The sequence below is a fragment of the Pseudoalteromonas sp. SiA1 genome, assembly GCF_018732205.1.
In the GTDB taxonomy this organism is placed as follows: domain Bacteria; phylum Pseudomonadota; class Gammaproteobacteria; order Enterobacterales; family Alteromonadaceae; genus Pseudoalteromonas; species Pseudoalteromonas tetraodonis.
This window is the reverse complement of record NZ_CP076084.1, coordinates 532,087-546,040: the sequence shown is the minus strand read 5'-3', so window position 1 is coordinate 546,040 and position 13,954 is coordinate 532,087. Positions and strand designations below refer to the sequence as shown.

At 37.3% G+C, this 13,954-nt stretch carries 12 protein-coding genes; 6 read left to right on the top strand and 6 right to left on the bottom strand.

Going from position 1 to position 13,954, the window contains the following annotated elements; translation table 11 throughout:
* Nucleotides 1-28: 28 nt before the first annotated feature.
* Nucleotides 29-487, bottom strand: coding sequence for a division/cell wall cluster transcriptional repressor MraZ (mraZ, locus tag KK487_RS02535; RefSeq protein WP_008110699.1), 459 nt, complete (start codon nt 485-487; stop codon nt 29-31).
* Nucleotides 488-1,061: 574 nt separating this feature from the next.
* On the opposite strand from mraZ, the gene KK487_RS02530 reads away from it, so the two are divergent.
* Genes KK487_RS02530 through KK487_RS02520 form a run of 3 tightly spaced genes read left to right on the top strand, consistent with a single transcriptional unit; the run spans nt 1,062 to nt 2,081 of the window.
* Nucleotides 1,062-1,379 (top strand): hypothetical protein, encoded by a 318-nt coding sequence (locus KK487_RS02530; protein WP_013464052.1) that lies wholly within the window; start codon nt 1,062-1,064, stop codon nt 1,377-1,379.
* A gap of 5 nt (nt 1,380-1,384) precedes the next feature.
* A complete protein-coding gene (locus KK487_RS02525; RefSeq protein ID WP_215521966.1) occupies nt 1,385-1,825 on the top strand; it encodes a hypothetical protein in 441 nt (146 codons plus the stop codon).
* A gap of 13 nt (nt 1,826-1,838) precedes the next feature.
* Nucleotides 1,839-2,081 carry a hypothetical protein gene (locus KK487_RS02520; protein WP_215521965.1) on the top strand — a complete coding sequence of 81 codons (243 nt, stop codon included), beginning with the start codon at nt 1,839-1,841 and terminating at the stop codon, nt 2,079-2,081.
* Nucleotides 2,082-2,103: 22 nt separating this feature from the next.
* On the opposite strand, the gene KK487_RS02515 is transcribed toward KK487_RS02520, so the two are convergent.
* A complete protein-coding gene (locus KK487_RS02515) occupies nt 2,104-2,949 on the bottom strand; it encodes a pirin family protein (protein WP_013464050.1) in 846 nt (281 codons plus the stop codon).
* A gap of 254 nt (nt 2,950-3,203) precedes the next feature.
* Between KK487_RS02515 and KK487_RS02510 the strand changes: the two genes are divergently transcribed.
* The gene (locus KK487_RS02510; protein WP_252190550.1) at nt 3,204-6,230 is read left to right on the top strand and encodes a bifunctional diguanylate cyclase/phosphodiesterase; all 3,027 of its coding nucleotides are present in this window, start codon (nt 3,204-3,206) and stop codon (nt 6,228-6,230) included.
* A 23-nt stretch (nt 6,231-6,253) separates the two neighbouring features.
* On the opposite strand, the gene KK487_RS02505 is transcribed toward KK487_RS02510, so the two are convergent.
* Nucleotides 6,254-7,201 carry a YihY/virulence factor BrkB family protein gene (locus KK487_RS02505; protein WP_008465271.1) on the bottom strand — a complete coding sequence of 316 codons (948 nt, stop codon included), beginning with the start codon at nt 7,199-7,201 and terminating at the stop codon, nt 6,254-6,256.
* A 123-nt stretch (nt 7,202-7,324) separates the two neighbouring features.
* Between KK487_RS02505 and KK487_RS02500 the strand changes: the two genes are divergently transcribed.
* A complete protein-coding gene (locus tag KK487_RS02500; RefSeq protein ID WP_058154144.1) occupies nt 7,325-8,428 on the top strand; it encodes a mechanosensitive ion channel family protein in 1,104 nt (367 codons plus the stop codon).
* 568 nt (nt 8,429-8,996) lie between these two features.
* Here KK487_RS02500 and KK487_RS02495 read toward each other — a convergent pair.
* A complete protein-coding gene (locus tag KK487_RS02495; RefSeq protein WP_215521964.1) occupies nt 8,997-10,169 on the bottom strand; it encodes a hypothetical protein in 1,173 nt (390 codons plus the stop codon).
* Between the two features lie 314 nt (nt 10,170-10,483).
* Between KK487_RS02495 and KK487_RS02490 the strand changes: the two genes are divergently transcribed.
* Nucleotides 10,484-10,942, top strand: coding sequence for a hypothetical protein (locus KK487_RS02490; RefSeq protein ID WP_215521963.1), 459 nt, complete (start codon nt 10,484-10,486; stop codon nt 10,940-10,942).
* A gap of 11 nt (nt 10,943-10,953) precedes the next feature.
* On the opposite strand, the gene KK487_RS02485 is transcribed toward KK487_RS02490, so the two are convergent.
* Both KK487_RS02485 and KK487_RS02480 read right to left on the bottom strand, forming a co-directional pair.
* Nucleotides 10,954-12,948 carry an AAA family ATPase gene (locus KK487_RS02485; RefSeq protein ID WP_215521962.1) on the bottom strand — a complete coding sequence of 665 codons (1,995 nt, stop codon included), beginning with the start codon at nt 12,946-12,948 and terminating at the stop codon, nt 10,954-10,956.
* A 7-nt stretch (nt 12,949-12,955) separates the two neighbouring features.
* Complete coding sequence (locus KK487_RS02480; RefSeq protein WP_215521961.1) at nt 12,956-13,855, bottom strand: tyrosine-type recombinase/integrase; 900 nt, start codon at nt 13,853-13,855, stop codon at nt 12,956-12,958.
* Nucleotides 13,856-13,954: the final 99 nt, after the last annotated feature.

The window sequence follows — 13,954 nt, the reverse complement described above, 5'->3', positions numbered from 1 at the left end:
TAGCTGTTATTTGCCTTTTATTTTGCTGCTAGAGGGTGAAGTTATCTAAATCGTCATTCGGTTCAAAATCACCGAGCCTTTCAAGCTCAGTGTCTTGTCGCATTTGTTCGTGCCAACGCGCCTCATCCCAAATTTCAAATTTATTCATTAAACCCACCAGCATAATTTTTTTGCCAAGTTCTGCATGTGAGCGCAATGAAGGCGCCAACAAAATTCGACCGTTTTTATCAAGCTGATATTCTGTCGCATTACCTAACAACATACGTTGCATCCGTCGTGCTCTGGGATTCATATTGGATATTTTTGCTAAACGGCTTTCTATTTCTAGCCATTCAGCAAGAGGGTATAACCAAAGGCAAGGCTCATTGAGTGCAACGGTGCAAATTACCGTTCCCTGATCTTCAGACAATAGCGTATCTCGGTACTTAGTCGGTACCGCAAAACGTCCTTTATCATCCAAACTCAGTGAACTTGCGCCACGAAACATAAAAAGCCTATTGTAAATTTATTTTAATCAACTTTTTGATTAACCCGATCCAGTTTGATCCACTAAACACCACTTTTTACCACAGTGCTCCAGTTTAGGGCTTGACAAGCCTTTTTGTCAAGTAAGTCACCCAGCTTTAGCACCCCGCGAAGCCTGAAAAAATAAGGCTCCGATTAAAGCGGTTGAATTGTTTAATAAAAAATCTGATCAGCCAGTAAAAAATTTTTTATCGTTCTTTTTATTAGCTTGTTGGCATTATTTGCTTAATGAATAAACAGTGAATAATTACAATTTATTTGAGCCCTGCTGACCTTTGTGAATTAGAGTTTGGTCAAACTAGATGCGGTTTAATCGCGTCGCGAGGTTTGTAACTGAGTGGACAAAGAAAAAATCAATCTCGAATGATCAACACGTCCTAGTTTGTAAAAATTACAAACTGTTGTCGCAATAGTTACAGCTATAAACACACTCAAAATTCGTAAATAAAATACAATTCATATAAAACAACAGGTTAAAGACTGGTTTAATCATTGCATCTAAATAATTACTTTTAAAAAACTATTAAGGATTGATTATGGCTACGGCAACAAAGAGCAAAACTCCTATTGATGCAAAACAAGAGATTGAAGCACCGCTAACAGATAAAGCGACATCAGCAGCGCATGACGCAGTTGATGCATTATCAAGTAAAGCGGCGGTAGCTGAAAATGGTGTTCGTAAAGGCGCAAGCAGCTCAGCTGAAACGCTTAATGAAAAGCAGTTAGCCGCTCGTGAGAAACTAGCAGAGTGTTCGTCTAAAACGCGTCAACTCGCATCAGAAAACCCATTAGCAACGGCGGGTCTGGCGTTTGCTGCTGGTATGTTAGTTACAGCACTGTTTCGTCGTAAGTAATACTAATGCAAAACCAACACTCAACACCAAGTGAATCACAAGGGACAGATTCGCCGTCATCGGCAAAACACGCCGATGACTGGCAAGATCACGTTGCTAAGCTTGCTGACTATGCAGCGCAGCTCAAGGATGATTATCATCAACAAGGAAAGTTGACACATCAGCTGGCAATAGCAGAGTGGAAGCTATCGCTAAGATCCTTAGCACTGATCACCATTCTACTAGGATGTTTTGCCAGTGGCTTGGTGTTACTGTGGGTGGGGTTTTTAGGTATTGTAGGCTTTGCCACCTTTGATCTGTTTAGCTCTATTTGGCTGAGCATTGCAGTGGTGATCAGCCTACAAGCTTTATGCTTGATTTGGCTATGGCGAAACGCCGTTTATCTAAGCAAAAAAATTGGCTTTACTAAAACGCTAAATAGCCTAAGGCAGCTGCTTAAATTATAAGGCACACACTATTATGTTAATCAATTATTTGATCAACTCACCGAACGCTCGCGTGCAACAGCTAGATAAAGAAGTTGTTATGCGATCAGAGCTAAAACGTCAGCATCTTGCAGCTATAAAATACAGATCCAAACGCTTTGCAGCAACAAAAGTGGGGCTCGCCAGTGCGTTTGCAGCTGGCGCTGTAGTTGAGTCTGCTAAAGGTGATGCTAACACGATAAAAAAATACACTTGGTTATTAAAGCTACTTGCTTAAAAGTCATTCGCGCATCGATTTATCACGACAATGAGCCAAAAAAACCATTTTGATAATCGCTTACAGCCTGGCGAATTTCAGCCTCGGTGGTCATTACAAAAGGTCCCATGTGCGCAATTGGCTGGTTAAGTGGATCGCCTGCTAAAATAAGAACCCCCGCCGTTTTCTTTGCCTGCAATGCAATGTCACTCAATGGTTCTAATATAAGCAAATTACCCGCATTAAATACGTCACCGGTCTGAGATATTAATGAGCCTGTATGAATATAAATCATCACTTTTTGCTGTTTTAAAGCCGGTAAATTAAGCCCTTCACCCGCAGGCAAAGCTACATCAGCTATAGCACCATTAGCAGCTAAATTTTGTAAGCTTGCAGCCAATTGGTGTGATTCAAATTGCCATGTACCTGCTAAGGCTTTAAGTGAAACACCTTGTTGATTAGTAAAACTCGGTGCTGGATGCTCTGTGGTATCTTGGTATTGAGGCTCACGCATTTTTTGAGCACTTGGCATATTGAGCCAAATTTGAAAACCATGTAAGCCTTGTTCAGCATCGGCAAGGGGCATTTCACTGTGCATAACACCGCTACCGGTACTCATCCATTGTACGTCACCCGCACGAATCGCCTTTTTGTTACCCATTTGGTCTTGATGTTCAAACCCGCCTTTTAAAATATAGGTAAAGGTTTCGATCCCCCTATGAGGATGAGGAGGAAAGCCACCAATATAATCACTTTCATCGTCAGATTTAAGTTCATCTATCATTAAAAATGGATCTAAATATTTACCATCAAATCCTGGAATACGACGAATATTAACACCATCCCCATCTTGGGTAGCATAAGCAGTTAGTACTTTGGTTATTTTCATTTTTGTTGCCTAAAATAGGTTAAGTAAAAGTATAAAATATTAATTTATTATTATGACTCTACCCGAAAATTAATTAATAAATTTCAGTTATATACAATAAAAGTAAATTTAATATTTGCGATATAACCTTAGTACATTAAAGGTTATTTATAGTAGAATTATTGGTCAGAGTTTTACCCTATATTTATTTGGATACGATTATTTTTACTGCATCATTAAAACATCAGCTTTATCGACTACTTATGCTAATTTGCATGCCTGTAGCTGCTGTCATTTTAGTAACCTTGTGGTTTAGTCGTGACGCGGCTATTAAAGAGCACGAGAAAAAAGTGCGCTCTATCACTGAGCACCTAATTATCAAGCAGCAAAGCATGATTAATGATGTAGAGCATATTACTGAGTTTTTAGCAAAAAAGCAGAAAGACATTAAGTCTTTATCTCCTCGCTGCCCTTCGTATTTTTTAGATGTTAAGGCACTCAATGGCAATATCGCGAATATTGGTTTAGTAAACAAAGACGGCGATTTAATTTGTTCCTCAAATAATGGTGCCCCTAATATCAACGTTAGTGATCGTCCCTACTTTAAAAACGCACTCGCCAGTAAAGAGTTTAGTATTGGCCATTTCCAGCACGATCGCAGCCTTGAAGCCCAGAGCATTAACTTTGCTTCCCCTATTCTTAATGAAAACAATGATATTGAAGGCGTGATAGTAACTGTAATTGCTTTAGACTGGTGGAGCTCGGCACTTAATAGCTTGAATTTACCGACAGAAGTTCGAGTCGCCATCACTGACTCTAATAATCTTATTTTAGCCAACTCCCCTTTTTCAGCCGATAGATTAGGTTATAAATTGGAAGAGTTTGATTTAGAACATAATTTACAAGCAGGTGTCATTTTTAAAGGAAAAGATGGTATCCGTAGAGTTTTTCATCAAACGACTCTCTATCGAGATGGCAATGACAATAAGCTCTCTATTTATATTACTCAACCAATAGATAAAACACTTGAGCGGATAGATATTAACTTTGTAAAAATGGTTTTAGGATTTTTAATGACCATTCTTCTTTTAGCTGTATTAGCTAGACGACTGGTCAATAAAAGCATTTTAAATCCGATTAAAAGTTTAACGCAGGCGGTTAACCGCTTAGCGGCCGGTAATATGCCTCATGACGATGAGCAGCCCAATAGTCCTGAGCTAAATAGACTTTACCATCGTTTTAAATACATGGCCGAGACTCGCTTAACGGCTGAAGCATGCCTTAAACATAAGCATGACGAGCTCAATAGCCTGCTTAATGCATTACCCGATGCTTTTTTACGCGTAGATGCCAATGGCAATATTCTTGATACCGGTGGACGTATTAAATCGTTAAATTATAGCCATTCAACACCCCCTAAAAAATTATCGTGTTTATTCTCTGATGCTAATTTAAAACAAGTGCAAGGGTACTTAATACCCCTGAACGCCCCTGTCACTGTTGAGCTTGAACATAAACAAGATAATCATTTTTATGAAGCTAAAATTAGCCCAATGAAAAAAGCCGATGAGTTTATTATCGTTATTAGTAACATCACGCAACGAAAGCAAAATCAAGAATCGTTGCATTTAGCGTCATTAGTTTACAACAACAGCAGTGAAGGCATGGCAATCACGGATGAAAATGGGGTTATTTATGATGTGAATCCTGCGTTTTGTGAAACAACTTTGTATTCTCGAAAAGAAGTACTCAATCAAACTATTGGTATTTTATCATCGGGTAAACACGATAAGCAGTTTTATAATTACATGTGGCAATCGCTCAATAAAACAGGGCGTTGGCAAGGTGAAATAACCAATCGTCGTAAAAATGGCGAGCTGTATGTTGAATGGTTAACCATCGATACTATTTACGATAAAAATAAAGCCCCGACTAGTCGTATTGCTATTTTTACCGACCTAACCGAGAAAAAACAAGCAGATGAATTAATTTGGCGACAAGCGCACTTTGATCATTTAACCGACTTGCCTAATCGATTAGAACTAAAAGAGCGCTTAAACCTACGATTCGCAAACCTTACCAATGCAGATCAAAAACTGGTCATTATGCTATTAGATATTGATCATTTTAAAGATATTAACGACACATTGGGCCACCATTACGGCGATAGATTACTTAAGTTAGTATCTGAGCGAATTGTGCAAACGGCCAAAGAGGCTGACTTTGTAGCACGAATTGGCGGAGACGAGTTTGTTGTTGTATTTAGTGATTTACATGGCAGCGATAATATAAAGCAAATGGCAAAATCACTTTTGCTTAGCCTTGCCTCCACTATTTTTATTGAAGATGAAAAAGTGTATATCAGTGCCAGTATTGGTATTGCCTGCGCGCCAGATGATGGCCAAAATCCAGAGCAATTACTTAAAGCCGCTGACCAAGCTATGTATAAAGCAAAAAATAGCGGTCGCAATGGCTTTGAGTTTTTCTCACATGATATGCGTGAAGATGCAAACGCAAGAATGCAACTACTCAAAGAGCTTCGCTCAGCTATAGAGCTAGAACAATTTGAATTGTATTACCAACCTATCGTATCGCTTAATGATTTACACGTTCATAAAGCTGAGGGACTTATTCGTTGGCAACACCCAGAAAAAGGCCTGATCAGCCCTGCTGACTTTATTCCTCTTGCTGAAGAAACCAGACAAATAAATGCGCTGGGTCAATTTGTATTTGCTGAGGCACTACAAACACTTAATGATATTAAAAAACACATTCAAGATGAATTTCAAATAAGCATTAACGTTTCACCAGTGCAATTGGCAACCGTCGATAGCGGCATAGACGAATGGTACGATATGCTAGCAACGGCAAATATACCAGCCTCAGCGATTGTGGCCGAAATTACTGAAGGCTTAATGGTTAACCCTGAAGAACTTACCCAAAGTCGTTTGAAAGCCTTGGTTAAGTCAGGGATGCAATTGGCCCTTGATGACTTTGGCACCGGTTATTCATCGCTTGCTTACTTGCAAGAAATGGATACCGACTACCTAAAAATAGATAAACGCTTTGTTGATAATATTCAAAAAGGCAGTCAAGAGCTGGCTTTATGTGAAGCAATTATCATGATGGCTCATCAGCTTGGTTTAAAAGTGATTGCCGAAGGCATAGAAACAAAATTACAAATGGATTTATTACTTGAGGCCGGTTGTGATTATGGCCAGGGCTATTTGTTTTCAAAGCCGCTGCACAAAGCCTCGTTTATGCAGCTGATAACAACAAATCAAGTAATTAGTTTAAAATAAAAGTCATTTAGCCCTAATACTGGTTATTTTGTGTCGAGGTGGTCTGCAACATAAGCACCTCGCTGCCCTCTTTTTTTATCTGGTCCAATGGTGCTGTCTTGAGCAGTTTGCTGCTCTAACGCAGCATTGATTGTGGCTCCCAAAATAATGATATAAGCGCTAATAAATAGCCACATAAGCATAATAACCACTCCACCTAAAGAGCCATATGTTTCGTTGTAACTAGCAAAATGAGATACATAAAATGAAAAGCCAAAAGATGCCACAATCCATAATACGGTGGCGGTGAATGAGCCCACGGTAACCCAGCGCCATTTAGCTGCTTTTCTGTGAGGCGCATAACGGTATAAAATTAATAATGCAAAGTTAAAGGTCAATGCCAGCAACGGCCATGATATAAGCATGATTAAAAAATCAATACTCTCTTTAATTCCGAGTAAATTAAGCGCTAGCGGTAATATACCTATAATTACCAGTGCTATTACAGCCACCACAATTGCACCCACTGAAAATAACAAGCGCACAAGTTGCGCCTTTAAGAATGAGCGTTTTTCGTATTCGTGATAACTAATATTACATGCTGTGATCAACGCTTGGCTGCCCTTAGAGCTACTCCAGATAGTTAACAGTAAAGTACCCAGCGCACTAAGGCTTAAACTAGTTTGTGACTTTTGCGCAAGACTTGAAACTTGAGATAAAATAATTTCTTGAGTGCTTTGTGGTAATAACGCCATAAACTGACTTAAATACACACTAATATCATTCGGTGATGCAAAATAAGCATACACAGACACCAATGCCGCAATGGCGGGAAAAATAGCCAGTAACGCATAAAATGCCACGCCAGCCGCCACTAAAGATAAATTATCACGGCTCATTTGTTTTACTATTCGCCTTGTAATATCCCACCAGCCACGCAGAGGGATATGGTTAGGCTGCTTGGCTCTTTGGCCACGCTTAAAGTCACTCATAGTTAACTCCCTTTTTCTAATTAAGTAGCAAAATGTTTGCCAAACAAATACTGCTTGGTATTAAACTTGCTGCTATTGTTTAACACAGACCCTAATTACTTCGACCTAACACGGATGACCTCTATGCTCAGTGCTTTAATTGCAACACTCGCTAATAACACATCAATTCCTGCAATCGACACCGTTAAGCCAAACTCTATTTCTTGGAGCTTTTTAAAAGATCAAAGCGTGCAATTACTACACACATTCATGCAATTACTGCCCACTTTATTATTAGGGATTGTTATTTTGGTGATTAGTTATTTAATTGCCACACCATTATCACGCTTGTTAATAAAGCCTGTTACTTACATGACCAAGAGTAAATTAGTACACCTAGTTGCTAGGCGAGGTATTAGCACCTTAATTATTTTACTCGGGTTTTATCTATTTTTACGCTTGGCAGGACTCACCGAATTCGCGGTCGCAATTATGAGTGGCACCGGATTAATTGGGCTTATTTTAGGCTTTGCCTTTCGGGATATTGCTGAGAACTTTATTGCCAGTTTACTTTTGAGTGTACAGCGTCCATTTAAAATAGATGATGTAATAGAAGTTGATGGCAGAATTGGTATTGTTAAAAAAGTAACTGCACGGGCAACCACTTTAGTTGACTACGATGGCAATCATATTCAAATACCCAATGCGACTGTGTATAAAAATACCATTAAAAACTTAACCGCTAATCCAAAAATGCGCGGTCATTTTTCAATCGGTATTGGCTACGATAATGACATTCGCGACGCACAAAGTTTGGCAATTAGTATAATATCGCAGCAAACCTCTGTGCTTAGCGATCCACCTCCCCAAGTATTGATTGATAACTTAGGCTCCGCCACTATTAACTTTACCGTTTACTTTTGGGTCAACGGCGAACAATACAGCACGGTAAAAGTAGCCTCACAGCTTATGCGAGAGTTAATCAATAGTTTTACGCAACATAATATAAGCATGCCTGACAATGCCAGAGAGCGTATATTGCTCAATAGCCAAGGTGAAGATATTTATCCCATAGCAAGCGAAGCTAAAACAGAGACAACAGAAGAAATTAACGAGCAATCACATATTCAAAAACATAAAACCACAGAGCATGAACACAGTATTGATGATGTAAGTAGTGATACGGATGATATTCGCGAGCAAGCCGATGAATCACGCGATCCTGAGCAGGGTAAAAATATTATATAGATAGGTTCGAGGTTCGAGGTTCGAGGTTCGAGGTTCGAGGTTCGAGAAATTTAAAAGCCTTGCGGTTAACATTACAAGGTTTTTTATGCCTGAAGGCGATAGTTAGTCTCGCGTCGAGTTTAGGTTTTAAGCCCGCAACCCGAAGCTCGCCGCCCGCAACCTGACAGCTTATTCCAAACACAAAAAAGCCCGCAGCGTTAACTGCGAGCTTTTTTATTGAATGAGTGAGTCAGCCGGTAAGTTAACAGGGAGACTTAATTATAAACATATAAATCAATACGTTAATATTTATCTTTCACATGTATTGTACTACTCTGGCACAGCTTTTGGCACAGCTATTCCGGAGTTTTTATAAAAAAAAGCTATTCCATACAAATTGATTTTCAGCACAAAAATGTACTCAACTCTTTTAATCTCGTAACTAAATCTGTGTAATTACCTATTATTAATCCGTATAGAGGATTTAAGCTAAATAATGATTATTACATGCAAGTTTGTTGTATAAGAGTTACCTAGAGACTGTAAATTTCATAACTACGAAAAGTATCTTTTGGAAAATTTCAAATAGCTAGGGATTAAAAAGAAGCTCTTGTATAAATCTCAACTCCTTTCGTGTTGATCCAATTAATCTTTCCCCAAATTCACCCTTTTCAGCAAATTCCAAAATACGCCTTAACTTTCTTTTCTCACTCTCTGTTTGCAATGAAGATCTCAAAGCTGTTACACCAAGCTGTTTCAGTACATAATAATCAAGCTTCTTTAGTTTCAATTTTAGTTTCTTACAACTGTACCTTCTTACATTAGGTATCGCATTGAAAGCATCAAACGCTGATTCTAAATCAATTTTTTTGTTAAATTTCTTTAATTGGATCTCATATCTTGTAACTGGTTCCTTACTTTTTACCCCCTGCTCACAAAGTTTATCGTAAACGTGAAACCTTTTTCCTGACCTACCATAAACTTTGGTTTCAACAACACCTTCACTACTTAAATATATTGTTGTGTGACGAGAACCACTTAAATTTAAATGACAATTTTTAGCCTTTACTCCTTTTATATCAAGTGCGCAGTCAACCCTAAGTAAACTTGAAGTTCGAATGACCCTCTCATAGTCTTTACCGCAAACAGACTTTAGTAACGAAAAAGTACTTCTAATAAAATTTAAATCAGTTTTTGAAGGGTTAAATGTACATTTTAGATAGGAAATATTACTTTTACTTGGTAGGTATTCAAAACTTGCAAATTCATTTTTATTACTGATACGGCAATTGTAAAAACCAGAATCAACAACTCTTTTTGTTGTATAGAGCTTACTTTTTAAAAGCTCTTTTATAAATTTTTCTCCTAAACTTTCGTTAATATCAATTGAAAAACTAAACTTATCTAAAAAGGATTTGTTACCAACCTCATAGTCTACTTTAAATAACCTTTTCCTCTTCCTTGCAACTTTATTTTCAATAATCAAAGTTACTCTTGGATGTTTAAAATTTTCATGCTTTCTTAACTTCTTATGCTTTGAGTTCGATAAAGCCATTAGATCAATCTCTTCAACTTCCTCTTCGCTTTTTTCTATTAATTCGCATTCATCTATCCAACTTTCCTCACCAGTACTAAAAGTAAAAATATAAATTAACTCATCTTCATCTTTAATACTCTTAGCTATATGCTTAAAATCGAATACATACTTTTCATGTCCGTTAACTACTATGTTATAGAAGTCAGGTGAAATATTATTACTCATAAAAAAGACCTTTTAATTTATTCGGTCTTTCTTTTTACAGATTAAAAAAAGTACTAATCTAGTAACGTTTAAAGGCTTTAAATAATTAGACTACATATCGTTCCGGAACTTATTGAGGCTTAAGAATAAAGCAATCAAAAGCGTTCCGGAACTAATTCGAGACTTAAGAATAAATCAACCGTAAGTGTTCCGGAACTGCATTGTAAAAACTTAAATCTAAATTTCAGTAGCCTTTAGCATAGAGGTAAAAATACAATTGCATTTACGTTCCGGAACGCTTAGGATAACTATGAAGTAACGATGATGAGAAATTTATGGCGACTGGTAGAAAAGACATTTCATTATTAGAGTTTTATATTGCTTGTGATTATTTACTTAAAAAGTTAGATAAGTATGAAAAAATTCACAACTATCTAAGTAGCCTTGCTCGAAAGAAAAGTAGAATAAAAGCTGAAGATAAAAACTGCTTATCTGAAATTGTAAACAAAAACATAGATGAATCAGAATTCAAACTGGCGATAAAAAAAATATCCCCCAAGTTTGTAGATACATGTGAAAAAATAAATAAAAATAAGGGTAATATAGACAATAATGATTGGAAGTTAATTCAGTCAAATTTAAGAAAATTAAAACACCGCAAGAACACTACAACGATCGTAATATCCACCGATATATATAACAATTTAATAAAGCTGGCAGATAGTAATTATTCCAACGAGTTAATTTATAATAACACCTTAATAAAAAAATTAATTAAAAGGTCTCAAAGCTAAAGCAGAATACATTAAAAACCTATGCGCCGTTTACAATCGCCTTTCAATTTCTGCTCTTCAAACAAGAACTCTAACACTTCAATTGATGTCGGCGCTTTATTCAAAAAACGCATTTTCCGTGCTATCACGCTAAAATCACCGGGAGTTATACGATCTAATCCAACCAATTTAGCGGTCTCACTTTTAGCCAAGTTTTTTTTGCCTGTTAAGTTTAATATCATTCGTGATACTTGTTCAGGTGTTAAGTAATCTAGCTCAAGCTTGAAGTCACAACGGCGCAATAAAGCTTTATCTAAACGCTTTTTAAAATTGGTGGCGGCAAAGAAAGGAAATTCAAACATTTCAAGGTTACACAATAGTTGGTTTACGGATTGAACCTCCCAGCTGTTTGTGGCGCCCTCACGGCTTGAAAATAAGCTGTCGGCTTCATCAATAAATATAGCTGCACCTTCTTCTGTAGCCTGTATAAATAAGTTCTTTATATTTTGTTCACTCTCCCCCACCCATTTACTTAAAATGTCTGAAGCCTGAACGCTAATTAGCTCAAAACCTGCTTCTTGGCATACATGATTCACGAATGCTGTTTTACCTGTACCCGCAGGGCCAAATAGTAAGGTTCTTGCACCATGATGGTTATTCAAGGCGTTGGTTATATCATTAAGGTTAGAAAATGAGCCCTTTAAGTTAATATTGGTATGGTCAAACTTCAGCTCTGGTTTGTAATGCATTTGGTTTAAATCAATACCCGATGCAACCATTACCCCTTCAACATACGAATCTATAAACTCTTGAGCTGCTTCGCTCTCATAACCACATAAACTAGCCCCATGGCTGGCTTTACTTATATTTGCCAAACTTAGGTGTTTGTTCGAAACTACCTTTTTAATAAAGCTTTGGCTTACTTTTAGTTCATTAAAGTACCCTAGGGCATGCTCTAAACGCTTTTCCTTTGTTAGCTCGGGCATTTCAAGTACAAAATCAAAACGCCGTACACAACTCTCAGGAATATCTTCAATATGGTTAGTAATCCATATGGCTGAACCATTAGGTTCTTCAATTAAACTATGCAGAAGTTCTTTTGGTTCGCTAGAGCCAAACATGTTTACATCGAATATATCTTCGCATTCATCTATAAGTAACACTCCATCACGGCGATCCCCCATTAACTTACGTGCCATAGATAAGTTATGGATACGGTAGCTAGTTGAAGACTTAGTACCTAATTGCCTTTCAACTTGTGCATCAACTTCAGAGCTAGATTTAACCTTCATTAAAACTAAGTCAGCATTACTACATAAAGACTTAGCTAATTCAGACTTACCCGTACCAACAGCTCCATATATCAATATATTTAAGCCATTATTGCTTGATCTCTTCCAACCATTTAATAAGCTTTTTAGGTGTAACGTATCCCTATGGCCAAAAGAGCTTAAATTGTAACTAGCTGGCTCTTCATTTTTTAAAAATAGCCCTAATGCATCCTTAGTCTTGTATTGGTGGCTAGTAAATAAGTAATGGGCAAGTGATTTAGGCAGTAATGGTAGCTCATAGTCAAAAATACGGTTTTTATATAATCCAATCGATTCAAGTGCTTCTAAACACTCTTCCAACTCAATTTCCCCAAGCCCTAATAACACACTGAATGCATCTGAATATGAATACGCAGATTTAGCAATAAACAGTTCTATAAACTTAAAAATGGTTGGTTTGAGAGTACCAACAACAATAAACTCGATAAGGGCGTTAGCATTGCTTGGTAACCCAATGCTTTTACTAAAGTAACGGCTGTTTTTTGAAAGTAATTTTTGATCAAAGCCTTTGGTTATCTCAACAAATGATTCGTATAAATCATCTAATTCAATAGGTAAATTTGATCTTTTTGAGCCAGATAGCTGCTGTACTTCCCTAGGGCTATATTGCTCAAATGTATCATCATCAAACAACCCTGACTCTATTAACTTGATACCATAATGGCTAGTAAATTGGCTAATTAGCAACTTATTCATAATCACCTCACCCATTCACCGATAAAGTATTAACAGCGCGTTTTAAACTATCTACGCCACGTTTATCGTATAGCTGTGTGGTAATAATGCTTTTATGCCCTGCCAACTTACTCACAGTCGAAATATCCACACCATTAGCCAATAGTGATGAAATATAAGTTCGCCTCATGTCATGGGGTGTAAACTTTTCCCCTAAAACATGACTCGTTCTGGCCGTTACAACGCTATATATAGTTTCAGGCGAAATACCACGAGCTTGAATAGCTCTACCATTTAAAACCACACAAAATAGTGGCCCCTCGTTATTACCACGTACCGTTAGCCATGAGCTTAAATACTCTAATACCCACACTGGTAAATACTGAGTTCTAGTACGGTTTCCTTTTCCCTTATGGATAACAACTAGCTGATCAGCCATTGAAAAGTCACTAAGCTTTAAGGCCGAAACTTCAGATCTTCTTAATCCCGCACCTGCCATTAAAGCCAATAATGCAATATCACGTGTGTTAATAATTGAAGGTGGTGTGTAGGGCTGTTTTAACATGCTTTTTAGCTGTGTGGCAGTAAGTGACTTACCCTTTTGGCTTGGTTCTATATGGGGAAGCTTAAGTACATTAAACTTTTCAAGTTCGTGCTGCTCAATCAAATTCATTAAAAAAGCAGTTTTAGCTATGGCTTTAATAACTTGAAAAGTAAGTTGGATAGTTCTAGCTGACTTATTATTGAGTACTAAGCTTTGTTTAAGTGTAGAAAGCTGCTCAAAACTTAACTTGTGAAGTGGTAATGCGGCTAGCTTATCATTCAATAACAAGGTGTTTTTAACACTTTTTATCAGTGAAATAACTGCTTTTCGCCCTGTTGGCGCTAAGTTATTTAAGTAACATTCTGTAGGTGTGTAACTAGACATAATAGATACCTTTTATATGTAAACATATAATCGGTATACATGACTAACTAATTAAAACCAGAGCCTTTTTTGACTGATAATACATAGTTACCTTCGCAT

Excerpts from the sequence above, each read along its gene's own strand:
- KK487_RS02520 (WP_215521965.1), top strand. The coding sequence starts at position 1,839 with ATGTTAATCAATTATTTGATCAACTCACCGAACGCTCGCGTGCAACAG.
- KK487_RS02525 (WP_215521966.1), top strand. The coding sequence starts at position 1,385 with ATGCAAAACCAACACTCAACACCAAGTGAATCACAAGGGACAGATTCG.
- KK487_RS02495 (WP_215521964.1), bottom strand. The coding sequence starts at position 10,169 with ATGAGTAATAATATTTCACCTGACTTCTATAACATAGTAGTTAACGGA.
- KK487_RS02515 (WP_013464050.1), bottom strand. The coding sequence starts at position 2,949 with ATGAAAATAACCAAAGTACTAACTGCTTATGCTACCCAAGATGGGGAT.
- mraZ (WP_008110699.1), bottom strand. The coding sequence starts at position 487 with ATGTTTCGTGGCGCAAGTTCACTGAGTTTGGATGATAAAGGACGTTTT.
- KK487_RS02485 (WP_215521962.1), bottom strand. The coding sequence starts at position 12,948 with ATGAATAAGTTGCTAATTAGCCAATTTACTAGCCATTATGGTATCAAG.
- KK487_RS02500 (WP_058154144.1), top strand. The coding sequence starts at position 7,325 with ATGCTCAGTGCTTTAATTGCAACACTCGCTAATAACACATCAATTCCT.
- KK487_RS02510 (WP_252190550.1), top strand. The coding sequence starts at position 3,204 with ATGCCTGTAGCTGCTGTCATTTTAGTAACCTTGTGGTTTAGTCGTGAC.
- KK487_RS02480 (WP_215521961.1), bottom strand. The coding sequence starts at position 13,855 with ATGTCTAGTTACACACCTACAGAATGTTACTTAAATAACTTAGCGCCA.
- KK487_RS02505 (WP_008465271.1), bottom strand. The coding sequence starts at position 7,201 with ATGAGTGACTTTAAGCGTGGCCAAAGAGCCAAGCAGCCTAACCATATC.
- KK487_RS02530 (WP_013464052.1), top strand. The coding sequence starts at position 1,062 with ATGGCTACGGCAACAAAGAGCAAAACTCCTATTGATGCAAAACAAGAG.
- KK487_RS02490 (WP_215521963.1), top strand. The coding sequence starts at position 10,484 with ATGGCGACTGGTAGAAAAGACATTTCATTATTAGAGTTTTATATTGCT.